Genomic DNA, 26,694 nt, shown 5'->3' with positions numbered 1-26,694 from the left:
AATCTATTTCAAATTAAAACCTAAAAAAAAGTATTATGGCATTATTAAGTAAAAAAGCAATGAATTTCGCTTATGGTATGGGAGCGGCAGTAGTAATCGTTGGAGCATTATTCAAAATTACTCACTTTGAGATTGGGCCATTAACAGGAACACTAATGTTATCAATTGGTTTGTTAACTGAGGCGTTAATTTTTGCACTTTCTGCTTTCGAACCTGTTGACGAAGAGTTGGACTGGACTCTTGTTTACCCTGAATTAGCTAATGGACAAGCTAGAAAAAAAGCGGATAAAGTTGAAACTCCTTCTGATGCCCAAGGATTGTTGTCTCAAAAGTTAGACGTTATGTTGAAAGAAGCTAAAATTGACGGTGAATTAATGTCAAGTTTAGGAAACAGCATCAAAAATTTCGAATCAGCTGCTAAAGGAATTGCTCCTACTGTAGATTCTATCGCTTCTACTAAAAAATACAGCGAAGAATTGTCTATGGCTGCTGCACAAATGGAATCATTAAACAGCTTATACAAAGTACAATTAGAAAGCGCTGCAAGAAATGCAGATGCTAACAAAGAAATCGCTGACAATGCATCTAAATTAAAAGAACAAATGCAATCAATGACTGCAAACATTGCTTCTTTAAACAATGTTTACGGTGGTATGCTTTCTGCAATGAGTAACAAAGGATAATTAGTTTTTAACTACTATATTAAAATTATTAATAAGAACTAATTAGAGAAAAATGGCAGGAGGAAAATTAACCCCTAGACAGAAGATGATTAACCTGATGTACCTGGTTTTCATCGCAATGTTAGCAATGAACGTGTCGAAAGAAGTAATATCAGGTTTTGGTTTATTTAACGAAAAATTTGAAGCTTCTAACGCTACAGCAACTACAAATAATACCTCTTTATTAACCGCTTTAGATCAAAAAGCAGCTGAGGCAAAAGGAGAATTTGCTATTGCTGCAGTTACAGCTCATAAAATTGAAGCAATTTCGAAAGATTTTTACGCTTACATCGGGACTTTAAAAGCACAATCTGTAAAAGGATTTGAAGCTGATAAAGAAACTGGAAAATTGCCTTACGAGTCTATGGACAGAGGAGATAATATCGACGACTGGTTTACAGGAGACGGATATACTGCTAAAGGAAATGAGATTATCGCAAAAATTCAAAAGTACAAAGCAGACATTAAAGCTGCTTTAGGAACAGATAAAAAATACGCTAACATTATTTCAGAGATCGATCAAAAATTTGATGTTTCTGATGTTAAAAACAAAGACGGTATAAAAGAAAAATACTTAGCTTATCATTTTAAAGGTTTCCCTGCAATTGCATCTGCTGCTAAACTTTCAGCTTGGCAGAATGACGTTACAAAATTGGAAACAGATGTTTACAATAGTGCTTTAGGAAAAGCGGCTGTTGCTGCTGCTTCTTACAGTAACTACCAAGCAATTGTTGTTTTGGACAAAAATGCTTACTTCCAAGGAGAAAAAGTTACAGGTAAAGTAGTTTTAGGTCGTTATGACGAAAACACAAAACCAACTTCATTCCAAGGTCCTGGGCAAATCGTTAACGGACAAGCGGTTATTTCGTTAACTGCCGGTGGTGTTGGAGAACAAGATATTAATGGTCAATTTACTTTCTTGGAAGACGGAAAAAACATTCCGCTTAAATTTGCCGGGAAGTATGTTGTAGTTCCAAGACCAAATGCTGCTACTATTTCTGCAGATAAAATGAATGTGGTTTATAGAGGAGTTGTTAACCCAATCTCTGTATCATTCGCTGGTGTTGATGCTAACAAAATTGTTGCAAGTGCTCCAGGATTAGTTTCTGCTGGTAAACCAGGTAAATATAACATGAGCCCGGGTCAAGGTACTGAAGCTACTATTTCTGTTACAGGAACATTACCAAACGGTGATAAAGTAACAGATAAGAAAACATTCAGAATTAAAGGTATTCCTGGACCAACAGGAACAATTAGAGGTGAGATGGGTGTTGTTAAAGGACCTAAATCTAACTTAGAAATTGCTACTATTGGTGCTAAATTACTTGATTTTGATTTTGAAGTTGGTTTAGATGTTGTTGGATTTAATTTAAAAATTACCGGACAACCTACAGTTGTTGTTAGTGGTAACAGATTAAATGCACAATGCAAACAAATTCTTTCAAGAGCAGGTAAAGGAGATCAAGTTACTATTTCTGAAATTAAAACTAAACTTGTTGGAGCTGGTAGTTATTTATTACCAAGAACTGCTCCGGTAATTTACGAAATACAATAATAAAGTAGGTAAGACTACGTTCAATATCTTATAATGGTATCATGATGAAAGTAAGAAATTTTTTAATAGCTATTGTTTCTATCGCTGGAGGTTTTGCTTCTAATGCGCAATCGAATTTGCTTAATGCAAAAACACCGGAGCAGATAGGACTTAAGACTCCTGCGCAGCTTATCTCCGACAATGACAAACCATTAGCTTATGGATATGTTGATGACAGAGATGTATTGATGGGGAAAACTACTTGGGAAATCATTGATTTAAATGAAAAAATTAACTTTCCATTGTACTTTCCGGTAGATACGGCTAATATTGGCCCTGACAGACGTTCTCTTTATGACGCTTTGACTAAAGCTATGAAAAATGGCAAAATAACTGAAGTATATTCAGATAGCTATTTTAATACTAAAAAATCTCTGAAAGACATCCAAGGATCATTATCACGTATCGATACAACTGATGCAGGTAGAGAGTTAATTAACCAATACCCGGACGACTACAAATCACGTGTGGTGAAGAAAAAAGTAGTTACCGGTACAGGTAAAAAGAAAGTAGTAACTTATGTTGACGAAACTGTAGGACCTACAAGAACTGTTCCTGCTGAATATATTTTGAAGCAAGATCTTACTTCTGCAGATGTAACACAGTATAAAATTAAAGGATACTGGTATTTTGATAAACGTCAAAGTGAATTGAAATATCGTTTATTGGGAATTTGCCCTATAACTCCTGACGTTTTTACAATGAACAGTGACGAAAAGGATTATATTGAGTTATTCTGGATTTTCTATCCAAACGCAAGGGAAGCATTGCATGAAGCAAAAGCTTTCAATGATAATAACTCAGCTCTTCCAATTTCTTTTGATCAGATTTTGAACTCAAGACGTTTTAACGCTGTTTTGTACAAAGAAGAAAACTTGTACGGAGATCGTGAGATCAAAGAATACATGAAAGACAACGCACAGAATCAGTTGTTAGAATCTGAAAGAGTAAAAGAGAAGATTCGTAACTTCGAACAAGATATGTGGAACTACTAAGGTACTACCTTACATAATAATCAGAAAGCCCTTACTGTATTTGCAGTAAGGGCTTTTTATTTTACCGACTATTGCCTGATTGGAAAAACAGTGTAGGAAAATCACAACAAAATCGATTTAAATTCGTTATATTTACTAGAAAATATATTATTATGAAAGTGAAAATTTTTTTAGTAGTTATTGTTTTTATCACTGTAGGCTTTGTTTCTAACGCTCAATCTAATTTATTGAATGCAAAAACAGCAGATGAGATTGGACTAAAGAGTGCGGCACAGCTGATTTCGGACAATGATAAGCCTTTGGCTTATGGGTATATTGACGATAGAGATGTTTTGATGGGGAAAATGGTTTGGGAGATTATTGATTTGAATGAAAAGATTAATTTTCCGTTGTATTATCCCGTTGATTCTGTTAATATTGGTTCTGACAGACGTTCGCTTTATGATGTTTTAGCCAAAGCGATTAGAAAGGGAAAAATTACTGAGGTTTACACAGACAGCTATTTTAATACTAAAAAATCTCTGAAAGACATCCAGGGATCATTATCACGAGTTGATACAACTGATGCCGGTAGAGAGTTGATTAATCAATATCCGGACGACTACAGATCACGTGTTGTGAAGAAAAAAGTAGTTAGCGGTACTGGTAAAAAGAAAGTTGTCTCGTATGTGGAGCAGACAGTTGGACCAACACGAACTGTCCCTGCAGAATATATTTTGAAGCAAGATCTTACCGCTGCTGATGTTACACAATATAAAATTAAAGGATACTGGTATTTTGACAAACGTCAAAGCGACTTGAAATATCGCTTATTGGGAATTTGCCCGGTAACTCCTGATGTTTATACCATGAACAGTGATGAAAAGGATTATATTGAGTTGTTTTGGGTCTTTTTTCCGGACGCAAGAGAAACATTGAACGAAGCAAAAGCGTTTAATGATAATAACTCGGCTGTTCCAATTTCATTCGATCAGATTTTGAACTCAAGGCGTTTTAATGCTGTTATCTACAAAGAAGAAAACGTATATGGAGATCGTGAGATCAAACAATATATGAAAGACAATGCGCAGAATCAATTGTTAGAATCTGAAAGAGTAAAAGAGAAGATTCGTAACTTAGAACAAGATATGTGGAACTACTAAGGTGTTACATTACACAATAATTTAAAATCCCTTACTGTATTTTACAGTAAGGGATTTTTATTTCATGCTTTTTAGTAGCACTTATATTTTTTTATTGAGAAATATTGTAAGAAAATATTGTAAGCATGACAATATAAGTATTTTTTATGCGTTAAATTTCCTATAAAAAGTATTGTGATGAGAAAAAGTTTTTTTTTAGTAGTTATTGTTTTTGTCGCTGTAGGCTTTGTTTCTAATGCTCAATCTAATTTATTGAATGCAAAAGCAGCAGATCAGATTGGGCTAAAGAGTGCGGCACAGCAGATTTCGGACAATGATAAGCCTCTGGCCTATGGGTATATTGATGATGGAGATGTCTTGATGGGGAAGACGGTTTGGGAGATTATTGATCTAACTGAAAAAATCAACTTTCCGTTGTATTTTCCGGTTGATTCAGTTAATATTGGTTCTGACAGGCGTTCACTTTATGATGTTTTAGCCAAAGCGATCAGAAAGGGGAAAATTACAGAGGTTTACACGGACAGCTATTTTAATACCAAAAAATCTCTAAAAGACATTCAAGGATCATTATTACGTGTCGATACAACTGATGCCGGTAGAGAGTTAATTAATCAATATCCGGACGACTACAGATCACGTGTTGTGAAGAAAAAAGTGGTTACAGGTAAAGGTAAAAAGAAAGTAGTAACTTATGTTAACGAAACTGTAGGACCTACGAGAACTCTCCCTGCAGAATATATCTTAAAACAGGATCTTACAGCTGCAGATGTCAGTGAATATAGAATAAAAGGCTATTGGTATTTTGACAGGCGTGTGAGTGAGTTAAAGTACCGTCTTATCGGTATCTGCCCGGTAACTCCTGATGTTTATACCATGAACAGTGATGAAAAGGATTATATTGAGTTGTTTTGGGTCTTTTTTCCGGATGCAAGAGAAACATTGAACGAAGCAAAAGCTTTTAATGATAATAACTCGGCTGTTCCAATTTCATTTGATCAGATTTTGAACTCAAGACGTTTTAATGCTGTTATCTACAAAGACGAAAACGTATACGGAGATCGTGAGATCAAACAATACATGAAAGACAATGCACAGAATCAGTTGTTAGAATCTGAAAGAGTAAAAGAGAAGATTCGTAATTTGGAGCAAGATATGTGGAATTACTAAGATTCCCGAATTAAATTTTAGAGAAACTCTTACTATATTTGTAGTAAGAGTTTTTTTTATCTACCACAATATATATGATTGATTATTTGATTATCGGATCGGGATTAGCAGGAATTTCGTTTGCTGAACTGGCACTTACAAACCATAAAACCATTTTAGTAATTGATGATAAATCACAGATATCATCCAGAGTTGCCGGAGGATTGTACAATCCGGTTATTTTAAAGAGGTTTAGTGAAGTCTGGAAAGCACAAGAGCAATTAGATTTGATGGATAAATTCTACAATCAGGTGGAAACTAAACTGCAAACGAAGTTTAATTTTAGACTGCCTATTTTAAGGAAGTTTTTTTCTATCGAAGAGCAGAACAATTGGTTCTCAGCTTCTGATAAACCCCTATTGACTAATTTCCTTTCTACAAAGTTGATTTTTAAAAAATACACAGGAATTGATTCCCCTTTTGATTATGGCGAAGTATTGCATACCGGCTATGTCGATACAGGATTATTATTGGATAAATATCAGGAGTATTTAATTCAAAACAAATGGCTGCTTCAGGAGTCATTTGAATATGATAAATTGATTGTTGGGGATGATTTGGTTACATACAAAGGTATTCAGGCGCGAAACGTAATTTTTGCAGAAGGCTTTGGTTTGCATGCCAATCCGTTTTTTCAGGATTTACCTCTTGATGGTACAAAAGGAGAACTGTTTATTATAAAAGCGCCGGATCTTGATTTAGATGTTATTGTAAACACCAGCGTGTTTATTTTACCTCTGGGAGACGATTTGTATAAAGTCGGGGCTACTTACAACTGGCAGGACAAAACAGCTGCTCCAACAGAAGAAGGAAGGGCAGAGTTAACAGAACGTATACAGGAAATCATTAATTGCGATTTTGAGATCGTATCACATTTTGGCGGAGTAAGGCCAACCGTAAAAGACAGAAGGCCTATTATTGGGACTCATAATGTGCATAAATCTTTGCACATTTTAAATGGTCTGGGAACACGAGGTGTAATGCTTGGACCCGCTATGGCAAAAGATCTGTTTGCCTATATTGAAGACCAAACATCTTTAGATCCGGTTATAGATATTTATCGTTTTTATAAAAAAAGAAGATAAGCTCCTTTATTTCTTTTTTGCTTTTGGATCTGCTTCCGGGTCATAAGAAACAAACATATTGATGTAAATGTTTCTTGAAAGACGCAATACGTAAGGGAACAATAGTACTAATGTAATAATTATAGCCAGAAAAGATTCTTCGATGCTGCAGTCAAAAAAGACGAATGAAATGATAAAAGCGGCAATTCCGACCGCAACATTCAATCCGTAGCTCACATACATAGCGCCATAGAAAAAAGAAGGTTCAATTAGGTATTTAAACCCGCAATGGCTGCAATTCTCATTCATTTTAAGAACTTTGGTCAAATGAAGCGGGTTACTGTCTGAATACATGCTTTCATTTTGACATTTTGGACAACTTCCTGTGAAAATACTTTTTATTTTGGATCCTTTTTTAAACATTTGGTACGAGCAGTATTAGTGAAAAGTAGAGATTTGATTTAGGGTTTTATTAATTCCGCAAGGCATAATCATTTTTTGATTGCTTCGAATTTATTGTAAATATACTAATAAAGTTTTTCTTTTTAAATGATTTGAGAATCTCGTTTGTTCGCGTTTTGTGTTCTTTTTCGTAGTGCTTTGGCTCTGAATATGTTTGTGCAAGAATATTCGGAATAGTTCTGTTTTGCATGATATTTGTTGATTTTGTTGATAAATATTTCGCTTTTTACGTACTCCCACATTTTTCATGATGGGCTTTTTTGTATCATTGTATAGTTTATCAAATTCTAATTAAAATATCGTAATGGCTATAAATTTACAAAAAGGGCAAAAGATAGATATTGGCTTGTTTAAGATTACAATTGGGTTAGGATGGGACCCGAATGAAGGAACAGGACACAATTTTGACTTAGATGCTTCGGCTATTATGATTAATGCCAGCCGCAAACTTTTAGGAGAAGAATATTTTGTTTTTTATAATAATCTGAACTCTCCGGACGGAGCATTAGAACACACAGGAGATGATCCGACAGGAGGGAATAGCGATGGCGATGATGACGAAGCAATAAAAGTTGACCTGAGTAAAATTGATGCTGCCGTTGAAGAAATTCTTTTTGTAGTGACTATTGAAGATTTTGAACGCAGAAAGCAAAATTTCGGACAGGTGAGAAATTCTTATATTAGAATTGTAGATGATGCAAACGGTCAGGAAATTGCCAAGTACGAATTAGATGAAGATTTTTCGATAGAAACGGGAGTAGAATTTGGCAGGTTGTATAAACGAAATGGCAATTGGAGATTTGAAGCTTCAGGTATCGGTTACAGAGCCGATTTAGGTTTTTTTCTGGAGAAATATTACTCAGGAGAAATAATTAAATAAAAACGCTGATTCTGAGTGAATCGATTATGGTGTTGATTGAGTAAACGATGCAGTTTATAGTATGCATTTTAAAATAAAGACTTTTGAATATAAATTATGAAAATTACAGCCACCTTTCTTTTGATTTGTGGCTGACTTTAATAAAGTCAAATCCGGAATTCAAACAAAGAAGAAACTTATTATTTAAGGATTTCTTTGAAATTAATCACGGAATTGAAAAAGTAAATGAAGTAGTTCGATATTATGATGTTCTCTGTAATAATATTAACGAAAAAACAGGTTTAAATTTAGATACATACGAAATTTATTATTTAATTTTAAGCGCTTTAGATGTAGATATGGATAAAAACGGAACAGATCGCCTGTCTCAGTTTTATGATCATACAGAAGAATTGTTTTTGGAGTACAAACCGGTTTTGATTTATCCGGAGATACAAAAAATGTTTAAAGACGTTACCGATCAGGGTAAATCGATTAATATCTTGAGTAACACGGCTTTTATTAAAGGACGAACGTTAAGAAAGGTATTGCAGCATTACGAGCTGATCGATTATTTTAAATTTCAGATTTATTCTGACGAAGTAGGCTTCTCAAAACCAAACCAGGAGATTTTTCAATTGGTGTTGGATGAAATTAGTACCTATAAAAAAATAGAAAAAAAAGAGGTTTTACATATCGGAGATAACAGCATTGCCGATTACGATGGCGCATTAAAGTTTGGTTTTAGTGCACATTTATTAAAAAATTAAAAGTGAATAAAAGTTACAGCTTACACAAAATAACAGAAAGAGACAACTGCCCTTTTGAGGAAGCGGCCTATAGCAGATTTAAATTTGGAGATAAATTCTATGCAGAGCGATTTGCAAAAGAATTGTTTGAAGGATTTGCTGTTCAATTTAAAGATCTGATCTTGTCTAATACAGAGATTGTCATTTTACCAAGTCCTTATTTGTCAATTCCAACCGCATCCAATTTTTTATGCTACTATTTTAAGAAAGAACTTAATGGTTTTTTGTTTAAAAATGGTAAAAAATCCTGTATTGAATCTAAAATTTACAGAAATCAAACTTATGTTACCGATTATGGGAATTTAGATTTTGAGCAGAGAGTCAAATTAATATCAAACGATACGTACTACATCGATCGCAATTTTATCGAAGGCAAACTTTGCATTTTTGTTGATGACATCAAGATAACCGGTAGTCACGAACACACGGTTAAAAAGATTCTGAACCAATACGATGTTAAAGGCGATTTTGTGTTTGTTTATTTCGCAGAATTAATAAACAAAGACATTCATCCCAATATCGAAAATCATTATAATTATTTTGCTGTTCATAATGTAGAAGATATTGTCTCTATTATAAACAGTGAGCATTTTCAGTACAATACCAGAATTGTGAAATTTATTTTAAGCCTGAATGAAGAGCAGTTTGCTTTTCTAGCGGCCAATATTCCGACTGCAAAAAGTAACGAATTATTTCACCTGGCAATCAGTAATAACTATCATCAAATTTTAGAATATAAAAGCAATATTAACGTAATAAAAATAGATTAAACTATGGCTATCAATTTGCAAAAAGGACAAAGAGAAAATATAAATGCGCCAAAATTTACAATTGGTTTAGGATGGGATACAAACAACAGCAGTACAGGTTCGGGTTTTGATCTTGACGCTTCTGTTTTTATTCTAGGTGATAGTGGTAAAATATTATCAGACTCTCATTTTATATTCTATAATAATTTAAAATCTCCGGATGAAGCGGTTATTCACACAGGAGATAACCTGACAGGAGACGGAGACGGAGATGATGAGCAGATAAAAATAGATTTAACCAAAATTAATACAACGGCAAAAGAAATTTGTGTTGTTGTAACCATTCATGATGCGCACAACAGAAAGCAAAATTTCGGTCAGGTGCGTAATTCATTCATTCGTATTGTAGATGATTCTAATGCTACTGAAATTGTTAAGTACGAATTAGAAGAAGATTTTTCTATTGAAACGGCAGTTGAATTTGGAAGAATTTACAACAAAGACGGTCAATGGAAATTTGAAGCGAAGGGTGTTGGAATGAAAGGCGGATTAGAAGATTACTTAAATAAATATAACTAAGATATGGCAATTAATTTAGAAAAAGGACAACGTATTAATCTTGAAAAAAGTAACGGTACAAAATTGCAAAACATTTGCGTAGGTGTAAACTGGGGAGCAATCGAGAAAAAAGGATTTTTTGGCTCTAAAAAAGAAGCGGTAGATTTAGATGCCAGCTGTGCTATTTACGACGATAAAAAAAATCACATTGATTCTGTAAACTTTAGAAAACTAATTTCTAATGATCGTGCTGTAAAACACAGTGGAGACGATTTAACAGGAGATTTAAATGGCGATGACGGATTAGATAACGAAGTAATTACTTTGGATTTCTCTCAATTATCACCGGCTGCAAACCACGTTGCCTTTTTTATAAACAGTTTCAGAGGTCAGGATTTTAAAGATATTCCTTTTGCTTCTATCAGAATTTACGAAGGAACTCCAACCAGAGTAAGTGAAGAATTCGCACGTTACGATATCGCAAACGATGCTTCTTTTGCCGGAAATGTATCTATGGTTTTAGGTGTTTTTTACAAAAGAAATGACGACTGGAAATTTAGCGCAGTTGGTGTACCAACAAACGATAAAAAACTGGAGCAAACGATAGTTACCATTCAACAGAACCATTTATAAAATCATGCTGGAAAACCAATTAGTTACTCAGGAGAATACAGCTTTAATTGACAAAGACGGAAATGTAAATTTGGCTTCAATTACAGAAGCAGATGTAAATAATTACAAGTCTATCTCTAATCAATTGAATGAAAACGATGCCAATTCGATTCTGAATTATGGTGCCGAAATTCAAAATTCGATCGCTAAGCAAAGTGATAATTTCTTAACCAATGTCAGAACGTACAATTCAGGTGAGGTAGGAACTTTGATTAATGATTTGCTTACAGAATTAAATTATGTAGACGTAGATCAGTTAGATCAGGGGCCGTTTAAAAGATTTTTGTCTAAAATTCCGGTGTTGAATAAATTGATTACAGATGTAAAAAAATTATTCCAGGAGTACGACAGAATTACTGTAAATATTGATAAAATCAGTAATAAAGTAAAAGCGGGAATGATCAATTCTGTGAAAGATAACAGCGCACTTCAAACGATGTTTGATGGTAATGTGAATCTGATCAAAGAAATGGAAAAACACATTATTGCGGGACAGATTCGTTTTAAAGAACTGAACGAAGAGCTTGCTGTAATGGAAGGAAAAAGTGCGGATTATCAGGATTATCAAATTTCGGATAAGAGAACTTTCATTAATCGATTAGACAAACGTCTTGCCGATATGAAAATCGTGCGTTTTATTATGTTGCAATCTTTGGCGCAAATTAGAGTAGTTCAGAACAACAACACTTCTATTGCAGAAAAAGCACAGTCTATTTTGACGACTACTATGCCGGTTTGGAAAAACCAGCTTACATTGGCAGTTGCTTTACAAAGACAAAAACAGAACATTGAAATTCAAAGAAGAGTATCTGAAACGACCAATACTATTTTACAGAAGAATGCAGAAATGCTGAAACAAAACAGTATTGAAGTGGCCAGAGAAAACGAGAATACTATCGTTTCTCTTGAAACACTTAAAATGACGACAAAATCTTTGATCGATACCCTGACAGAAGTAAAACAAATACACGATCAAGGTACAGAAACCAGAAGACAATTGGATGCCGGTTTACAAAGCCTGGAGCAAGAATTGAAAAAAGGCGTAATAAGCTAGAGAATTGAATATTTGAAATTAGATAAATGCAGGAGGAAGAGGAGAGATATCTTCAAATAATAAAAGACAGTAACAGAAAACTTGTGATTTTAGAATTGTTATCCAATTTCTTTAATCACAAGGATCTTGTTGGGGTTTTGGTAAGAACGAAAATCATTCATACTCTTTTTCAGAACAATCGGATACTGGACATTAATAAACTGGAATTGTTTCATATTCAGTTTACAAACAGTCTTATCGATTTGTTTCAAAAAATTAAAAAATCAAAAGAGCAACAATATCTTTTAATTACGGACGAGATTTATATTAATGATGATATTGTATCAAAATTAAAATTAGAAATCGGTGAGACGAAGTTTGCCAAACAAATGCAGGTTCACTCACAAAACATGTCTAAAAAGATAGAAGAGCTCTATCAGTTGTTTGCTTCAGAGACAGACAGTTTTTTTAGCTGGAATGAGATAGTGACTTTTTCGCAAAGTATTCAGGCCGAATACTACAGAGAAATTACAATTGAACAGTATGAAAAGCTTTCGCAGTTTAATAAAAGTGTATACGAAAATGCACATGCTAAATTTGAAAAGAAACTTTTAGGACGATTGAATATCCTGAATTTTAAAATTAAGTTTTTGTGTGGATTGGTCTGTAACAACGAGACCATAGAAATTTACGAGTTTAGGGACTCTAACGATAAATTTGTTTTTGTCACGAACGAAAAATCGTTTTATTTCTGGAATGAAGAAGTGACGTTGGGAGTTGATATTTCGAAAAATGGTTCTGCCAAAGAAAGTATTTTGAGAGATTTGAAAACTAAAAATGCCGAGTTGAAGAAAGAACTCAGCACCATAAAAACAACGCTGCCCGAAACGGTTTTGGAGGTACTGAAAGATTACCACGAAAAAATTTCATCAGTAGATTTTCTGGACGAATTACAGAATGTTGATGAGCAAACAAATATTTTAAAAACAATGTTGAATATTAATATTAATTAAAAAAATAAAATGGCAATTAACTTAGAGAAAGGACAAAGACAAAGTATTGGTGCTCCTAAATTTACTGTAGGTTTGGGATGGGATAGTAATTCAAGCAATACCGGGACAAGTTTTGATTTGGATGCTTCAGTATTTTTAGTTGGTGCAAATGGAAAAATTCCAAATGACAATCATTTTGTTTATTACAATAACTTAAAGTCACCGGATCAGGCTGTTGTTCATGTTGGAGATAACCTAACGGGTGCCGGAGATGGTGATGATGAAAAAATACAAATAGACTTGTCTAAAATTTCGCCGGATGTTCACGAAATTTCTTTTGTGGTTACCATTCATCACGCAGATACAAAAAGACAGAATTTTGGACAGATCAGAAATTCGTTTATTAGAATTTTAGATCAATCTAATGTGGAGTTGGTTAAATACGAGCTTGATGAGGATTTCTCTATCGAAACAGCAGTTGAATTTGGAAGAATTTACAAAAGAAACGAAGAGTGGAAGTTTGAAGCAGTTGGAATCGGAATGAAAGGTGGTTTGCAAGATTACTTAAATAAATATAACTAAACCGTATTTACAAGCATGGCAATTAACTTAACCAAAGGACAAAAAATTGATTTAAGAAAATCAAGCGGTGAAACACTAACTAATTTCTGTGTTGGAGTAAACTGGGGAGCTATTGAGACCAAAGGGTTTTTAGGTTTATCTAAAAACGTAAAAGAGGTCGATTTAGATTTAAGTTGTGTACTTATTGACGACCAGAATAAAGTTTGTGACCATTTGTATTCTCCTTTATACAGAATAGAAGCTTTGCAGCAATTTGGTTTGCCACAAGGTAAATTATTAACTTCTGACGGGGCTTTAAAACATACCGGTGATGATCTTGCCGGAGATACCGGAGGAGATGATGGCCTTGATAACGAAATTATCACAGTAGATTTATCAAAAGTGAATTCAAATGTAAATCAGATATTTTTCTTCCTGAATAATGCCGGGAATGAGGATTTTTCTCAGATTCCTTATGCTAAAATCAGAATGTACGAAGGAACACCAACAAGAGTTGCTTCTGAGTTTGCTTCTTATAACGTTGCTGCCGATTCGCAATACGTAAACAAACGTTCGATCATAATGGGTAAGCTATACAAAAGAAATAACGAATGGAAATTTAGTGCCATTGGTGATCCGACAAACGATACTTTTTTAGGACAGACGATTCACAAAATTGTAGCCTCTTACCTATAGTACAAAATCAAAAATCAGGCTAAGTGTTTCTTAAATGAGGTTCATACAGTAGTTGTAATGGAACCACAGTATCAGTTCTATTGCAGATGCAAACATGGCAGAAACACAGGCCTATAGTATTCCAGTATAAATAAAATAGTACGATGAGACGATTACCAGTATATTTTTTATTAGATACGTCCGGATCAATGTACGGCGAACCAATTCAGGCTTTAAATAATGCACTGAACGGAATGATTAATAACCTGCGTTCAGATGCACAAGCCTTGGATTCGCTTTGGATCAGTATTGTAACTTTTGACAGGGAAGTAAAGGAAATTGTGCCCTTAACCGAGCTGGTTCATTTTCAGCTTCCGGAGATTAGCTGCCCTCAAAGTGGCCCTACCAATACAGGAGCCGGATTAGATTTTGTAATCCGGAAAGTAAATGCAGAAGTGATAAAAGGTTCGGCAACTCAAAAAGGAGACTGGAAACCTTTGCTTTTTGTTTTTACCGATGGAAAACCTTCAGATATTCAATTCTACAGAGAAAAAATACAAGAGATTAAAGCATTAAATTTTGGTGCAGTTGTAGGCTGTGCAGCCGGTCATATGGCAGATGACAGTATTCTTAAAGAACTTACTCCCAATGTGGTTCATTTAGCTTCAGCAGACAGTTCGACTTTAAAGCAATTTTTCAAATGGGTTTCTGAAACGATCGAACAAGGCAACAAAAGCCAGGGAACAGGAGAAAGTGTGCTATTGCCCCCACCGCCAAGCGAAATAACAGTAGTCATTTAGTTCGTATCAATCTGATTTGCCTGACCTGATTTTTAATAATAATTCGTGCAAATTCGAGCAATTCGCGGCAAAAATTCACACGAATTGAATTCTAAAAATTTAGAAATAATCAGTTTAATCCCTTTAATCTGTGGTAAACTAAAAAAAGGATCAGCCACAGATTTCACTGATTAAAGGGATTTTTTTATTTTTTAAACGGTATGTTTTTGCTACTCTTTATTTTTTTTAAATCCTTATCAAATCTATTTAGGGTTGGCGTTGGATTGATCGGTGATTAGGATACAATGTGTACTTGTAATTATTTTTTAATGTTATTAAAATCCCTTTAAAATGAGAAGATTACCTATATATTTTTTGATTGACATCTCGGAATCAATGGTTGGAGAACCCATCCAGCAGGTTGAAGAAGGGTTAGCGACCATAATCCAGGCCTTAAAAACAGATCCCTATGCATTGGAAACAGTTTTTGTCTCGATTATCGTTTTTGCAGGTCAGCCCAAAACATTGGTGCCTCTGCAGGAAATAGCGAGTTTTTATCCTCCTAAATTTCCGGTAGGAAGCGGAACATCATTGAGTAAGGGGTTAGGACATTTAATGTTCGAATTAAGAAATAATATTGTAAAAACGACTTATGAAGTAAAAGGAGACTGGAAACCAATTGTATTTCTATTTACAGATGGAGTTCCAACAGATGACAGTCAGGCCGCAATAAAAGAATGGAAAGAAAATTGGCAGCGAACAGCCAATTTGATTGCCGTTTCTTTTGGCAATGAAACCGATACAAAACTATTGGGAGAGTTGACCGAAAATGTGCTGCATTTTAAAAATACAAATGTACAATCGTATAAAGAATTTTTCAGATGGGTTACAGATTCTATCAAAACAAGTAGTATTAGTGTAGAAAATAATGCATCAGGTTTTGAATTGGCAAAATTAGATGGGGAAACACTTTCTAAAATAGATCTGACAAAAGCAGAGCCTATTAAACAATATGTTGATGATAATTTTGTCGTGCTGAGCGGTAAATGTCAAAATTCAAAAAGGCCTTATTTAATGAAATACCGCAAAACACTTGCACCATCAATTTATGCAGGGGTTGAGTTGGCTTCAAAAAATTACAGACTGGTGGGCGCTTATCAGGTTGATAACGCTTATTTTGAATTGGCAGACGATACCACTTTCACAACTAAAGTAAATACAGAAGAGCTTATTGGTAGTCCGACTTGCCCTTGCTGTGGCAATCAAATTGCTTTTGCCGTTTGTATTTGCGATAAAATACATTGTATTGGTGACGAAGATATCAGTACTTGTCCGTGGTGTAATAATCAAGGATCTTATGGTTACGGTGACAGTGGTTTTGATGTAAACAGAACGCAAGGATAATACCTATGGAAGAGACCAAAAGATATCTTCAGTCTTTTTTATTTCAGCATAAAATCGATATTCCAAAAAGTAAAGAATCGCTTTTTGAGGATTTTATTAGTGATGAAACAAATAATGCAGCAGTAAAAATAATAAAAGAAAAGCAGCAGTTGATTATGGATAATTGGATGTTAAAGAATAGAATTGACGATATTATGCAGCACGCTTCTTTCTTGCCCAACGGTACGGTGAATAAAGCATACGAATTAAAAATGGACTTTATGAAGCTGGATTGGGATACTATTAATTTTTACGAGTTTGAAATTTCAGAAGAGACAGGGCTTTATTTTGACTCTAACGAAAAAAAGCTTTTTGGGTTCCCAAAAATAAGTGGAGACTTAAAAATAAAATTGCGTTTTAAAGTAGAAGGAGAACCACAAGAAACACAATTGAATGAAAAGGTATTTACGGTCATCATAAATCCTGATCCAAAGTCATTATGGAAAAACATAGAAAGCGATAAAAATGCTCTTTTCAGCAAAGAAGATCATATAGCGGTTTCTGATGTGTTTTTAGATAAAAATATTGTAGTAGCGTCTAAAAGAGGACGCAGTCATGCTAATGTGGGATCTTTTAGAGAGGATGATTTTGCATTTAAAAATTTCAAATCAAACGGATGGAGTATTTTGGCTGTTTCCGATGGTGCCGGTTCTGCATCGTTGTCGAGAAAAGGATCAAAATTAGCCTGTGAAACCGTAATTGAATATTTTGAAACCAATTTAGATACTGAAATTTGGAACGAATTTGATACGCTGGCAGTAAAGCACTATGCTAAAACAGATTCTGAATCAACTCAAAAAATAAACGATTTTGTTTGTAATAATTTGTCGAAAGCGGCTCATTATGCCCATCAAAAAATAGAAGAATTTGCCACAGAGCAGGGCGAAGAACTGAAAAGTTTTCATGCTACTTTAATTTTTGCCTTAGTTAAAAAATATGATTTTGGTTATGCAATTTTGAGCTTTGGAGTTGGAGATTGTCCGATAGGTTTAGTCAGTAAAGATTTGATGGAGGTAAGCTTAATGAATCATATAGATGCAGGAGAGTTTGGTGGCGGCACACGATTTATAACGATGCCCGAAATCTTTCAAAACGAGAAATTTTCTTCCCGATTCGGATTCAAATTAGTAGATGATTTCGCTTATCTGATGTTGATGACCGATGGCATCTACGATCCCAAATTTGAAGTGGAGGCTAATCTGGAAAAAACAGAAAAATGGATTGAATTTCTATCCGATCTGCAAGGAAATAATGAAGAAAAAGCCAAAGTCGATTTTGAGAAAGATAATACCGCTATTGCAGCACAGCTCTCTAACTGGATGGATTTTTGGAGTCCCGGAAATCATGACGACAGAACGCTTGCTATAATTTACCAGATATGAGTATAGTCACCGTAAGATCAATCAATGACCCTGCCAATTCCTATCAGTTTGTGGATAGCGGAGAACCCATGCGTGGTGGCGTAAAAGACGTTTATTTTAGTCCCGACAAAAAATATGTGGTCGCTATTTTTAGAGATAAGTTAGATGCGAATCAAAAAGAAAGATTGCAAAGAATAACGAATAAATATTTTGCTCAAATCAAAAATGGAGAAGCGGCTGATTATTATTTAAATGAAGTTTTCAGATGGCCTACAGATGTTATTGAATATAAGAGTTTAACAGGCATAATTGTTCCGGTTTACCATTCGAAGTTTTTCTTTAGGAAAGGCTATCAGACAAGTGACTTAATTCAAGGAAAAGAAAAAAACGGAAAATGGTTTGCAGGGCCTAAGTTCCGAAACCCTCATTTTCCGCTACGAGTAGCCAATTCCGAGTTGGGAGATTGGCTGAGTTATTTTCAGGTTTGTGTAAATCTCTCACGTGGTGTAAAAAAGATGCACGCTATGGGATTGGCGCATTCTGATTTGTCTTATAACAATGTGCTGATAGATCCTGTAGAAAGATCGGCCTGTATGATTGATCTGGACGGATTAGTCGTACCGGGTGTTTTTCAGGCCGAAGTAATTGGTACTGCAGAATTTATTGCACCCGAAGTGCTTGCGACCAAACATCTGGACAAAGCAGATCCAAACCGAAAATTGCCAAACAGGCTAACGGATCTGCATGCACTGCCGGTTCTTATTTATATGTTTTTGCTACACAGGCATCCATTAAAAGGTGGAAAAGTACACGACTTAGATACCGAAAAAGACGATCTGTTGTCAATGGGAGAGAAGGCAATGTTTATCGAGCATCCAACAGATGCTACAAACAGACCCAAACTTGATCAGGTTTCAAAATGGGATTTGCCATGGGCTGATATTGCTAAATTGCCGTATGCCATCACGGGACCTTATTTGAAAGCACTGTTCGATAAAGTTTTTATAGACGGATTGCATAATCCGATGCAAAGACCTAATGCAGAAGAATGGGAAATTGCCTTGTTAAAAACAACCGATTTAATGCAGAAATGCCATAACACGGCCTGCGAACAAAAATGGTATGTTTTTGACAATACAAATCGTCCAAAATGTCCGTTTTGCGGAACAGCTCATGAAGGCACACTTCCGGTTTTAGATTTGTACTATCAATTTCAGGATACCGTCTGGAAGCCCGAGAATCATAGATTGATGGTTTATAAGGATCAATATTTGTTTCTATGGCACGTTAATCGTAATATTGCCAGAAATGAGAAATTGACCCCCGAACAAAAGGTACCGGTGGGGTATTTTACTTTTTTCAAAGGGCAGTGGGTATTGGTCAATCAGAAGTTAAATTCGTTGAAAGATTTGACAGAAGATAAGGAAATACCAATAGGTACTATGGTAGAACTTACCAATGGGAAAAAAATACTCCTTTCTAATGAAGAAGGAGGAAGAGTAATCGTAATAACAATGGCTAATACATAATTTTAAAATTTAACTTAATTAATATCTAAAATGAATCAACACCCAATTTTTTCAGAACATCCTGGTCTGGTTATCGTTTTTGCCGTAGCAGTACTTATCATGCTATTGCTGGATTTAGGAATCTTCAATAAAAAAAGTCACGTAGTAACCAATAAAGAAGCCGTAACATGGTCTTTAGTATGGATTAGTTTAGCGATGATTTTTAGTGGTTTAGTGTACCACTTCGCCGGATCGGCAAAATTCTATGAATTTCAATCTGCCTACTGGATCGAAAAAGCACTTTCTGTTGATAATCTTTTTGTTTTCATTTTAGTATTCAAGTTTTTTGATGTGGCCAATCAAAATAAACATAAAGTTTTGTTTTGGGGAATTGTTGGAGCCTTGGTTTTAAGAGCCATCTTTATATTCTCAGGAGCTTTCTTAATCGAACTTACGTATTTGAATAAACTTTTAAGTTTTGCCGGAATCCCAGGATTTAAATACGATATTAACCTAATCATGACAGCTTTCGGATTGTTTTTGGTTTATGCAGGGATCAAATCATGGTCTTCAGGAGATGAGGATGAGGATGAAGATTACAACAATACCAGAGGAGCAAGACTTATCAGAAAGTTTTTCAGCGTGAGTGATAAATACGACGGAGATAAATTCTTCACTTATGAAAACGGAAAAAAATTAGCAACACCGCTTTTAGTAGTGGTAGCCGTAATTGAGTTTACCGATTTATTGTTTGCAGTAGATTCTATACCGGCAATTTTTGCTATTTCAAATGATCCGTTTATTCTTTATACATCAAACATTTTTGCTATTTTAGGACTTAGAGCATTGTTTTTCTTATTGGATAATTTTATTCACTTATTCAGTAAATTACAATACGGTTTGGCAATCATTTTATCTTTTATCGGAGTAAAAATGATCATTTCTCCATTCTACCACGTAGATTCTGTTTATTCTTTATTGGTAATTGGAAGCGTTCTTGTAATTTCAGTTGTGGCTTCTATCATGATGCCGGAAGTTAAAGAAGCTTAATTTAAAGAAGAGGTTTTTAAAACCGCAAAAAGCACAAGCTTAACCGGTTGTGCATAATTATACTTAACACATAGAAACATAGGCTTTATTTATGAAAAAGAGTCTAAAAAAGAAACTCGTTTCTGTCACATAGTCCAACTATGAGGTCTTCGACTTCGCTCAGACTGACAATTGAAATTTGAGATAAGTGAAACGCCTTTTTTCGTTTTCAAAACTATGTTCCTATGTGTTAAAAAATAATTGCCTCCAACGGCTTAAGCTGATAAATAAAACGGATTGGAAATTACATGTAATTTTCAATCCGTTTTTTTGTATCGGAGAATATTGCAGAAGCTATTGTTTTTCAGCATAGAAACTTCAATTAATTGTTATACTTTTGCACTTTCAAAACGTACAGTGAAAAGGGCTGTTTTTTGCCCGTTTACACGTTAATTTAATAAATAACAATGGTCTCGTAAACCATTATCGCGTACAGCAATAGTCATACATTATGCTTAATATACACAATTTGTCGGTTTCTTTTGGAGGAACATATTTATTTGAAGAAGTTACTTTTCGTTTAGGCGCGGGAGACCGTGTTGGACTTGTGGGGAAAAATGGTGCAGGAAAGTCGACCATGTTAAAAATCCTTGCCGGAGATTTTAAACCGGATTCAGGACAAATTGCTACTGAAAAAGAAGTCAGAATGGGATTTTTGCGTCAGGATATTGATTTTGAGCAGGGAAGAACCGTTTTGGAAGAAGCCTATGAAGCTTTTACAGACATTAAAATTGTTGAGAAAAAATTAGAGCAGATCAATCATCAATTGGTGACCAGAACCGATTATGAAAGTGAAGAATACAGCCAGATTATTGAAGATTTATCGGATTACACTCATCGTTTTGATCTTTTAGGGGGTTACAATTATGTGGGAGATACCGAAAAAATTCTATTAGGTTTAGGTTTCAAGAGAGAAGTGTTCAATAACCAGACGGAAACCTTTTCGGGTGGTTGGAGAATGCGTATCGAATTGGCTAAGTTGTTATTGCAGTCCAATGATGTATTGTTGCTGGATGAGCCTACCAACCACTTAGATATCGAGAGTATCATTTGGTTAGAAAACTTCCTTCGTAATTATCCGGGAGTTGTGGTAATTGTATCGCACGATAAAATGTTTTTAGATAATGTGACCAATCGTACCATTGAAATTTCCTTAGGAAAAGCATACGATTTTAATAAACCTTATTCAGAGTATTTGGAGTTGCGTCATGAAATCCGTGAGAAGCAATTGGCAACACAAAAGAATCAGGCCAAAAAGATTGAAGAGACAGAAAAATTAATTGAGAAATTCCGTGCGAAAGCCTCAAAAGCTTCGATGGCGCAATCGTTGATTAAAAAATTAGATAAAGTAGAGCGAATTGAAGTGGATGAAGACGACAATTCGGTTATGAATATTTCTTTCCCGGTATCAAAAGAACCGGGACGAGTAGTGGTAGAAGCCGAAAATGTGACCAAAGCCTATGACGAGAAGGTGATCTTAAAAGACATTAACTTATTGGTGGAACGCGGAAGCAAAATTGCTTTTGTGGGTCAGAATGGTCAGGGAAAATCGACTTTTATCAAGGCGATTGTAGACGAGTTTGAATATCAGGGAACAATTAAGTTAGGACACAATGTTCAATTAGGCTATTTCGCCCAAAATCAGGCAGAATACCTGGATGGTGAGATTACTTTACTGCAAACCATGGAAGATGCAGCAATGGACAGTAATCGTTCTAAGGTTCGTGATATGTTAGGTTCTTTTTTATTCCGTGGCGATGATGTGGAGAAAAAAGTAAAGGTACTTTCAGGAGGTGAGCGTAACCGTTTGGCTCTTTGTAAATTACTGTTACAGCCAATCAATGTTTTGTTGATGGATGAGCCAACGAATCACTTAGACATCAAGTCTAAAAATGTTCTGAAAGCGGCACTTCAAAAGTTCGGCGGAACTTTATTATTGGTTTCTCACGATAGAGATTTTCTTCAGGGAATGTCGAATATTGTTTACGAATTTAAAGATCAGAAAATCAAAGAATATCTCGGAGACATCAATTATTTCTTAGAACAACGCAATCTTGAAAACATGCGTGAAGTTGAGAAAAAAGACGTTGCAAAAGTAACAGCTCCAAAAGAAACCAATAAAACTTCTTACGAAGATCAGAAAAAAGGAAAAGCACTGCAAAACAGATTGAGTAAAATCGAAAGTCAGATCAGCCAATTAGAAAAAGACATTCAGCACGACGATAAGATGCTGGCTTCTAATTATGACAAACATATAGAAGACGCTTCCTTTTTTACAGCTTATAATAAAAAGAAAGAAGATCTGGATCAGTTACTATTAGATTGGGAAATCGTTCAGGAAGAGATTGATAATTTTAGTGTCTAGTTTTTTTAGTCGCAGTTTTTAGTCTCAGTCTTGGTCTTAGTTTTCAGATTTTCTCTATTATGGTTCTTTTGGCTGTAGTATAGAAAATCTGATCATTTTGGGGTAAAAGAGAAAGTGCTTGTACTCCTATATTTTTATTGAAACATCAGCTAAAAAAAACTTTGCGTCTTTACAAGAGAAAGCAAAAAAACGCGCAAAAATTATTTACAATCTTTGCAGGTAGATTTTCTCGCAAAGACGCGAAGTCGCAAAGAAATTGATTTTTTTGTTGTTGACACAGGATAAAAGAACTTCAATAATCTTGATTATAGCGAAACAAATAATCAGCTTTACGCAAAAAAAAACTTAGCGACTTCGCGACTTTGCGAGAGAAAACCATAAGCTCCCCAAGCAAAAATAGCGCCCCCTTGCGTAATACTTTGCGCCCCTTGCGGTTAATTCAACGCAACAACAACGCAACAGTATCATCTAATAATCCCAATAGACTTAGAATGCATGATAGCTTTGCTGCTGTCCTTAAAATAACAAACAGGGATGTTTAAATCTTCCAGGTTTTTGAGAATGGCTTTGGTAGTTTCTTTTTGATGTTTACCGGTTTGCCTGATATAAACAGCCTTTACAGTCATTGGGAATATTTTACAAATCCGTTCGTACAAAATGGGATCCTGTTGCGAGTCATCTCCCAACAAAACGTACTGAAGATTGGGATAGAATTGCAAAACATGTTTTATCTTTTCAAATTTGTGATCGTGATTGCCACTGCCGCTCATGAAAAAATCAGTAATTCCGGTTTTGATATCCTTCAATAAGATAACAGCTCTGGGAAGATGATGTATTTTAGTAAACTTTACAATAAAATTGTACAAATTCCATTCACTGCTCGAAACAAAGAAAAAGGCATTTTTTTCTTCTTTATTGTTTCTTCCGGCAGAACTTAAAGCCTGATAGTGCGTTACGACATCATTAAAAACCTTTCGGTCATTTACATTTTTAAATAAAAGGATATATATTTTCCGGAAGACATTTCGGGTGTGCGAAATCAGAAAAGTATCATCAATGTCGGATATGATACCGAGATTTCCTTCGTGAGGTCTTATAAAACTGCCTTTTGCGGTTAAGGTTTCAGATTTGTATTTGATGCTGACTTCATATTCCATCCACCCAAAATTGGGTTCGTCCTGAAGTGGAATACAAAATTTGAAATAACCGTCATCCATCGTTTTCGAATGAATTTCCTGATGACCGAATTTTAGGTAAACATCAAAATTTCGAATGGTTTTTATTCGAAATAAGTTGACAATAGAAGTAGCGTTTTTGAAGTTTTTCTTCTGAAAATCATAATTATACAAGGTTTTAAAGACATGTCCCATCACGATTAGTTCCTGATCATTGGCATAACCCCGATATAATTGTAGAATTGGCTTCATTAATTGTGTACTTTTATATGAAGTTGTAAATTAATTATTTTTAATCGGTTTTAGAAATTAAATTTTGAAAAAGAATATCGTTTTTGTTGTAAATCCTATTTCCGGAGATCTGGACAAATCAGATTTAATGGATGCTGTTTATGAGTTTTCGGATGTAAATAACTTTAATTTAGTAGTGTATGAAACAACAGGTGAGTCTGATGTTAAAGCAATACAAGCGCTTTATGAAGAATGCAGTCCACAAAGAATTGTTGTTGCCGGTGGAGACGGAACCATAAAAATGGTAGCCGAAGCAATGGAACAGTATGATATTGTTATTGGTATTTTACCCGCAGGTTCTGCCAACGGACTGTCTGTTGATTTGAATTTGCCGGATTCAATAGAGGAGAACCTAAACATAGCTTTTTTGCGTCCTTATATTGAAATAGATATGATTTCTATTAACGGGAAAAAAAGCATCCATTTGAGTGATATCGGAATCAATGCCGATTTGGTAAAAAACTACGAAGAAAGCAACTGGCGTGGGATTTGGGGTTATGCTTTGCAGGCCTACACGACGCTGGTTGATTCCAGTGATCCATTTGTTGCTACAATCACCGCTAATAAAGAAACAGTCGAACATACGGCAAGAATGATTGTTATTGCAAACTCTCAGAAATACGGAACAGGTGTTACAATCAATCCTAATGGAGCCATGAACGATGGTAAATTTGAATTGGTAATTCTTAAAAGCCTGGATTTATTATTACTCGGGAAAATTATTACCGGAAATATGCCCATTGATTCCGATGATATTGTGATTATCTCAACAGATAAAGCCACGATTAAAACCAATTACCCGGTTAATTTTCAGATTGATGGGGAGTATTGTGGCGCACAGACTTCTTTGGATATCCATATTTTGCACAAACAGATGAAGATAGCGATTCCTTAGACTTTTTAATTCAGGTTGCCAGTTCTGAGTTGTGAGTTCTCAGTTGTGGGTTGTGAGATGTGAGTTGTAAAATGTAAAATGTGAGTCAGGAAATCGGTGTGTTTTGTTTGATTGATTTTTGGGTCATTTTTTTAGGTATATAGTATCAAAGAATTTGTATGAATTGTGAATGCTGTATAAGTGCAGTCACACTATAAGCTCAATACTTTATGTTGTTAATATTTACCGAATTGCGTATGTGATTTACTTTGCCTATTGTCTATCGCTCGAGTCTCATACTAAAAATAAGAAATAATTACTTTCTTTGTCACTTCGACGAAGGAGAAGTCACACAAGTATTTCGACAACTAATGGCGGCATTCAGAATGAAGTTTTTTTTGTAATTCATAATTAGAAATAACAGAATTGCCAGATACATTCAGAATAGTACAAAGTCAATGATAACCTAGGTTTCGGACTTTTATTTCTGAATTTGCCTTAGTAATTTTTAACAAAAACGGACCATAACTCATAACTCAAAACCCACAACTGAGAACTCACAACTTAAACGGATTTCTTTCCTTCCATTCCGTTTTAGGTTCTAGGTAATCAAACAGTTTACCTATTTTTTTATTGATTAAAGCATTGCTATGGGTGATTAAACCATACATTTTTACCGGTTTTGCCCCTACAGAACTTTTTATTTCGAGGGCAGTCCTTGCAAATATAACTTCCGAAAAGCCATGATTGATAGAATAGGCTATCATGTCGTAAAGCATGTTGAGGTATAACATTTTATCGCGCTGAATACTTTCGTCATACCCTAGGAAATAAGTGTCCATTACGGCACCATTTTGAATCAAAGTATTGAACCCGATTAACTTTCCATCTAAAAAATAACCATAAAAAAGAAAATCTTCTTTCATGATTTCTTTAAAAGTCCGGAAGTGATTTTTGGCCAGGAAAAAAGTATTGAAAGGAGCATTTTTTGCCACATGAAAATAGAGGTCATATATAACATCTTCATATTTTATGATTTCATCAAGCGACATTTTTTGTTTTTCAATTCCCTCCGCTTTTTTGCGGGCACGTTTGTATTGGTCCCGATATTTTTTAGAAAGGGCATCAATATAATCCTGTTCCGTTTTCCAGTCGCAATTGATCTCAAAAACCATATTGGGCTGTGTGGAGAAGGTAAAATTATTCTTGAATTCACTTTTCAAAGGTTCTATTTCACTTTCTGTAAAGTCTTTTATGCTGGTAATATGAACTTTTCTGCCCTTTGCTTTAAAATCTTTTTTAAGTTCAGTGATGGCTTTATGGAGTGTTTTAATCGCTTTGGCCTGATTGGCATTTTCTGAAATTGAAAAAGCATTTTGACCTGTAAGCATATTGTTCCCGACAAATAAAACGTGTGAAGCAAAATTCTTGAACGCAAAATTGCGAACAGATGTTTTTAAGCATTGATCCCGCTCGCCAAAAGATTCCAGTTTTTCTGCGAAAATAAATTGAGTTAAAGCAATTCCGATTAGGGTATCATTTTTAAAAAGCCCGATAAAATGGCATAACATATTCACCGGAGAAGATTTTTCGAGTACTTCGAGATATTTCCGTGTCAAAAAGATATTTTCGGTGGTAAGCGCATCCCATTCTAAAGGCAGTAATGAAGCGCTATTGTAAATCTGGAAAGAATAAGTTGTACTCAAAAGTGGAAGC

The 26,694-nt window shown here is 34.9% G+C and carries 25 protein-coding genes; 22 read left to right on the top strand and 3 right to left on the bottom strand.

The annotated features are described in order from the left end of the window. The first annotated feature begins 35 nt into the window (after window positions 1–35). The 6 genes from porL to G3A47_RS03105 all read left to right on the top strand — a co-directional run bounded on the left by porL (window position 36) and on the right by G3A47_RS03105 (window position 6,744). Entirely contained in the window at window positions 36–683 is a 648-nt protein-coding gene (porL, locus tag G3A47_RS03130; protein ID WP_047778528.1) for a type IX secretion system motor protein PorL/GldL, read from the top strand. 52 nt (window positions 684–735) lie between these two features. Next, on the top strand, window positions 736–2,277 hold the full coding sequence (porM, locus tag G3A47_RS03125) for a type IX secretion system motor protein PorM/GldM (protein ID WP_166920322.1): 1,542 nt from the start codon (window positions 736–738) through the stop codon (window positions 2,275–2,277). A 44-nt stretch (window positions 2,278–2,321) separates the two neighbouring features. After that, window positions 2,322–3,311, top strand: a complete 990-nt coding sequence (gene porN, locus G3A47_RS03120) for a type IX secretion system ring subunit PorN/GldN (RefSeq protein WP_166921006.1) — start codon at window positions 2,322–2,324, stop codon at window positions 3,309–3,311. 152 nt (window positions 3,312–3,463) lie between these two features. Then, the gene (gene porN / locus G3A47_RS03115; RefSeq protein ID WP_166920320.1) at window positions 3,464–4,453 is read left to right on the top strand and encodes a type IX secretion system ring subunit PorN/GldN; all 990 of its coding nucleotides are present in this window, start codon (window positions 3,464–3,466) and stop codon (window positions 4,451–4,453) included. Between the two features lie 177 nt (window positions 4,454–4,630). Next, window positions 4,631–5,620 carry a type IX secretion system ring subunit PorN/GldN gene (gene porN / locus G3A47_RS03110; RefSeq protein ID WP_166920318.1) on the top strand — a complete coding sequence of 330 codons (990 nt, stop codon included), beginning with the start codon at window positions 4,631–4,633 and terminating at the stop codon, window positions 5,618–5,620. A gap of 74 nt (window positions 5,621–5,694) precedes the next feature. Next, complete coding sequence (locus G3A47_RS03105; RefSeq protein WP_166920316.1) at window positions 5,695–6,744, top strand: NAD(P)/FAD-dependent oxidoreductase; 1,050 nt, start codon at window positions 5,695–5,697, stop codon at window positions 6,742–6,744. A 6-nt stretch (window positions 6,745–6,750) separates the two neighbouring features. Here the strand turns inward: G3A47_RS03105 and G3A47_RS03100 are convergent, their stop codons facing one another. Then, window positions 6,751–7,146 (bottom strand): DUF983 domain-containing protein, encoded by a 396-nt coding sequence (locus G3A47_RS03100; RefSeq protein ID WP_166920314.1) that lies wholly within the window; start codon window positions 7,144–7,146, stop codon window positions 6,751–6,753. A 343-nt stretch (window positions 7,147–7,489) separates the two neighbouring features. On the opposite strand from G3A47_RS03100, the gene G3A47_RS03095 reads away from it, so the two are divergent. The 15 genes from G3A47_RS03095 (at window position 7,490) to G3A47_RS03025 (ending at window position 22,638) form a co-directional block, all read left to right on the top strand. Next, window positions 7,490–8,065, top strand: coding sequence for a TerD family protein (locus G3A47_RS03095; protein WP_166920312.1), 576 nt, complete (start codon window positions 7,490–7,492; stop codon window positions 8,063–8,065). An 83-nt stretch (window positions 8,066–8,148) separates the two neighbouring features. Further along, window positions 8,149–8,814: an HAD family hydrolase gene (locus tag G3A47_RS03090; protein WP_166920310.1), complete on the top strand. Its 666-nt coding sequence runs from the start codon at window positions 8,149–8,151 to the stop codon at window positions 8,812–8,814. Between the two features lie 2 nt (window positions 8,815–8,816). Continuing rightward, window positions 8,817–9,623 (top strand): phosphoribosyltransferase family protein, encoded by an 807-nt coding sequence (locus G3A47_RS03085; protein ID WP_166920308.1) that lies wholly within the window; start codon window positions 8,817–8,819, stop codon window positions 9,621–9,623. A 3-nt stretch (window positions 9,624–9,626) separates the two neighbouring features. Then, window positions 9,627–10,181 carry a TerD family protein gene (locus G3A47_RS03080; RefSeq protein ID WP_166920306.1) on the top strand — a complete coding sequence of 185 codons (555 nt, stop codon included), beginning with the start codon at window positions 9,627–9,629 and terminating at the stop codon, window positions 10,179–10,181. A 3-nt stretch (window positions 10,182–10,184) separates the two neighbouring features. After that, window positions 10,185–10,793 carry a TerD family protein gene (locus G3A47_RS03075; protein WP_166920304.1) on the top strand — a complete coding sequence of 203 codons (609 nt, stop codon included), beginning with the start codon at window positions 10,185–10,187 and terminating at the stop codon, window positions 10,791–10,793. 4 nt (window positions 10,794–10,797) lie between these two features. Continuing rightward, complete coding sequence (locus G3A47_RS03070) at window positions 10,798–11,886, top strand: toxic anion resistance protein (protein ID WP_166920302.1); 1,089 nt, start codon at window positions 10,798–10,800, stop codon at window positions 11,884–11,886. A gap of 26 nt (window positions 11,887–11,912) precedes the next feature. Then, a complete protein-coding gene (locus G3A47_RS03065; protein WP_166920300.1) occupies window positions 11,913–12,878 on the top strand; it encodes a hypothetical protein in 966 nt (321 codons plus the stop codon). A 9-nt stretch (window positions 12,879–12,887) separates the two neighbouring features. Then, window positions 12,888–13,439, top strand: a complete 552-nt coding sequence (locus tag G3A47_RS03060; protein ID WP_166920298.1) for a TerD family protein — start codon at window positions 12,888–12,890, stop codon at window positions 13,437–13,439. A gap of 15 nt (window positions 13,440–13,454) precedes the next feature. After that, window positions 13,455–14,114 (top strand): TerD family protein, encoded by a 660-nt coding sequence (locus G3A47_RS03055; RefSeq protein ID WP_166920296.1) that lies wholly within the window; start codon window positions 13,455–13,457, stop codon window positions 14,112–14,114. Between the two features lie 143 nt (window positions 14,115–14,257). After that, window positions 14,258–14,893: a vWA domain-containing protein gene (locus G3A47_RS03050; protein ID WP_166920294.1), complete on the top strand. Its 636-nt coding sequence runs from the start codon at window positions 14,258–14,260 to the stop codon at window positions 14,891–14,893. Between the two features lie 330 nt (window positions 14,894–15,223). Next, the gene (locus G3A47_RS03045) at window positions 15,224–16,276 is read left to right on the top strand and encodes a TerY-C metal binding domain-containing protein (RefSeq protein WP_166920292.1); all 1,053 of its coding nucleotides are present in this window, start codon (window positions 15,224–15,226) and stop codon (window positions 16,274–16,276) included. A 5-nt stretch (window positions 16,277–16,281) separates the two neighbouring features. Beyond that, the gene (locus G3A47_RS03040) at window positions 16,282–17,697 is read left to right on the top strand and encodes a PP2C family serine/threonine-protein phosphatase (RefSeq protein ID WP_166920290.1); all 1,416 of its coding nucleotides are present in this window, start codon (window positions 16,282–16,284) and stop codon (window positions 17,695–17,697) included. Beyond that, on the top strand, window positions 17,694–19,205 hold the full coding sequence (locus G3A47_RS03035) for a helix-hairpin-helix domain-containing protein (RefSeq protein ID WP_166920288.1): 1,512 nt from the start codon (window positions 17,694–17,696) through the stop codon (window positions 19,203–19,205). Before G3A47_RS03040 ends, G3A47_RS03035 begins: the two co-directional genes overlap by 4 nt. 30 nt (window positions 19,206–19,235) lie before the next feature. Then, window positions 19,236–20,234: a TerC/Alx family metal homeostasis membrane protein gene (locus G3A47_RS03030; protein ID WP_166920286.1), complete on the top strand. Its 999-nt coding sequence runs from the start codon at window positions 19,236–19,238 to the stop codon at window positions 20,232–20,234. 490 nt (window positions 20,235–20,724) lie between these two features. Then, window positions 20,725–22,638: an ABC-F family ATP-binding cassette domain-containing protein gene (locus tag G3A47_RS03025; protein ID WP_166920284.1), complete on the top strand. Its 1,914-nt coding sequence runs from the start codon at window positions 20,725–20,727 to the stop codon at window positions 22,636–22,638. Between the two features lie 464 nt (window positions 22,639–23,102). On the opposite strand, the gene G3A47_RS03020 is transcribed toward G3A47_RS03025, so the two are convergent. Next, window positions 23,103–24,065, bottom strand: coding sequence for an App1 family protein (locus G3A47_RS03020; RefSeq protein ID WP_166920282.1), 963 nt, complete (start codon window positions 24,063–24,065; stop codon window positions 23,103–23,105). Between the two features lie 64 nt (window positions 24,066–24,129). Here G3A47_RS03020 and G3A47_RS03015 point away from each other — a divergent pair, with 64 nt between their 5' ends. After that, window positions 24,130–24,999 carry a diacylglycerol/lipid kinase family protein gene (locus tag G3A47_RS03015; protein WP_166920280.1) on the top strand — a complete coding sequence of 290 codons (870 nt, stop codon included), beginning with the start codon at window positions 24,130–24,132 and terminating at the stop codon, window positions 24,997–24,999. A gap of 536 nt (window positions 25,000–25,535) precedes the next feature. Here G3A47_RS03015 and G3A47_RS03010 read toward each other — a convergent pair. After that, window positions 25,536–26,684, bottom strand: a complete 1,149-nt coding sequence (locus G3A47_RS03010; protein WP_166920278.1) for a peptidogalycan biosysnthesis protein — start codon at window positions 26,682–26,684, stop codon at window positions 25,536–25,538. Window positions 26,685–26,694: the final 10 nt, after the last annotated feature.

Origin of the sequence: Flavobacterium poyangense (genome assembly GCF_011751075.1) — a bacterium.
Classification (GTDB): domain Bacteria; phylum Bacteroidota; class Bacteroidia; order Flavobacteriales; family Flavobacteriaceae; genus Flavobacterium; species Flavobacterium poyangense.
Note: the sequence above shows the minus strand (reverse complement) of the source record. Positions and strands in the feature narration are given on the sequence as shown.

Excerpts from the sequence above, each read along its gene's own strand:
- G3A47_RS03040 (WP_166920290.1), top strand. The coding sequence starts at position 16,282 with ATGGAAGAGACCAAAAGATATCTTCAGTCTTTTTTATTTCAGCATAAA.
- G3A47_RS03060 (WP_166920298.1), top strand. The coding sequence starts at position 12,888 with ATGGCAATTAACTTAGAGAAAGGACAAAGACAAAGTATTGGTGCTCCT.
- G3A47_RS03030 (WP_166920286.1), top strand. The coding sequence starts at position 19,236 with ATGAATCAACACCCAATTTTTTCAGAACATCCTGGTCTGGTTATCGTT.
- G3A47_RS03075 (WP_166920304.1), top strand. The coding sequence starts at position 10,185 with ATGGCAATTAATTTAGAAAAAGGACAACGTATTAATCTTGAAAAAAGT.
- porN (WP_166920318.1), top strand. The coding sequence starts at position 4,631 with ATGAGAAAAAGTTTTTTTTTAGTAGTTATTGTTTTTGTCGCTGTAGGC.
- G3A47_RS03070 (WP_166920302.1), top strand. The coding sequence starts at position 10,798 with ATGCTGGAAAACCAATTAGTTACTCAGGAGAATACAGCTTTAATTGAC.
- porN (WP_166921006.1), top strand. The coding sequence starts at position 2,322 with ATGAAAGTAAGAAATTTTTTAATAGCTATTGTTTCTATCGCTGGAGGT.
- G3A47_RS03080 (WP_166920306.1), top strand. The coding sequence starts at position 9,627 with ATGGCTATCAATTTGCAAAAAGGACAAAGAGAAAATATAAATGCGCCA.
- G3A47_RS03020 (WP_166920282.1), bottom strand. The coding sequence starts at position 24,065 with ATGAAGCCAATTCTACAATTATATCGGGGTTATGCCAATGATCAGGAA.
- porM (WP_166920322.1), top strand. The coding sequence starts at position 736 with ATGGCAGGAGGAAAATTAACCCCTAGACAGAAGATGATTAACCTGATG.
- G3A47_RS03100 (WP_166920314.1), bottom strand. The coding sequence starts at position 7,146 with ATGTTTAAAAAAGGATCCAAAATAAAAAGTATTTTCACAGGAAGTTGT.
- G3A47_RS03065 (WP_166920300.1), top strand. The coding sequence starts at position 11,913 with ATGCAGGAGGAAGAGGAGAGATATCTTCAAATAATAAAAGACAGTAAC.
- G3A47_RS03035 (WP_166920288.1), top strand. The coding sequence starts at position 17,694 with ATGAGTATAGTCACCGTAAGATCAATCAATGACCCTGCCAATTCCTAT.
- G3A47_RS03105 (WP_166920316.1), top strand. The coding sequence starts at position 5,695 with ATGATTGATTATTTGATTATCGGATCGGGATTAGCAGGAATTTCGTTT.
- G3A47_RS03055 (WP_166920296.1), top strand. The coding sequence starts at position 13,455 with ATGGCAATTAACTTAACCAAAGGACAAAAAATTGATTTAAGAAAATCA.
- G3A47_RS03050 (WP_166920294.1), top strand. The coding sequence starts at position 14,258 with ATGAGACGATTACCAGTATATTTTTTATTAGATACGTCCGGATCAATG.
- G3A47_RS03025 (WP_166920284.1), top strand. The coding sequence starts at position 20,725 with ATGCTTAATATACACAATTTGTCGGTTTCTTTTGGAGGAACATATTTA.
- porL (WP_047778528.1), top strand. The coding sequence starts at position 36 with ATGGCATTATTAAGTAAAAAAGCAATGAATTTCGCTTATGGTATGGGA.
- porN (WP_166920320.1), top strand. The coding sequence starts at position 3,464 with ATGAAAGTGAAAATTTTTTTAGTAGTTATTGTTTTTATCACTGTAGGC.
- G3A47_RS03045 (WP_166920292.1), top strand. The coding sequence starts at position 15,224 with ATGAGAAGATTACCTATATATTTTTTGATTGACATCTCGGAATCAATG.
- G3A47_RS03095 (WP_166920312.1), top strand. The coding sequence starts at position 7,490 with ATGGCTATAAATTTACAAAAAGGGCAAAAGATAGATATTGGCTTGTTT.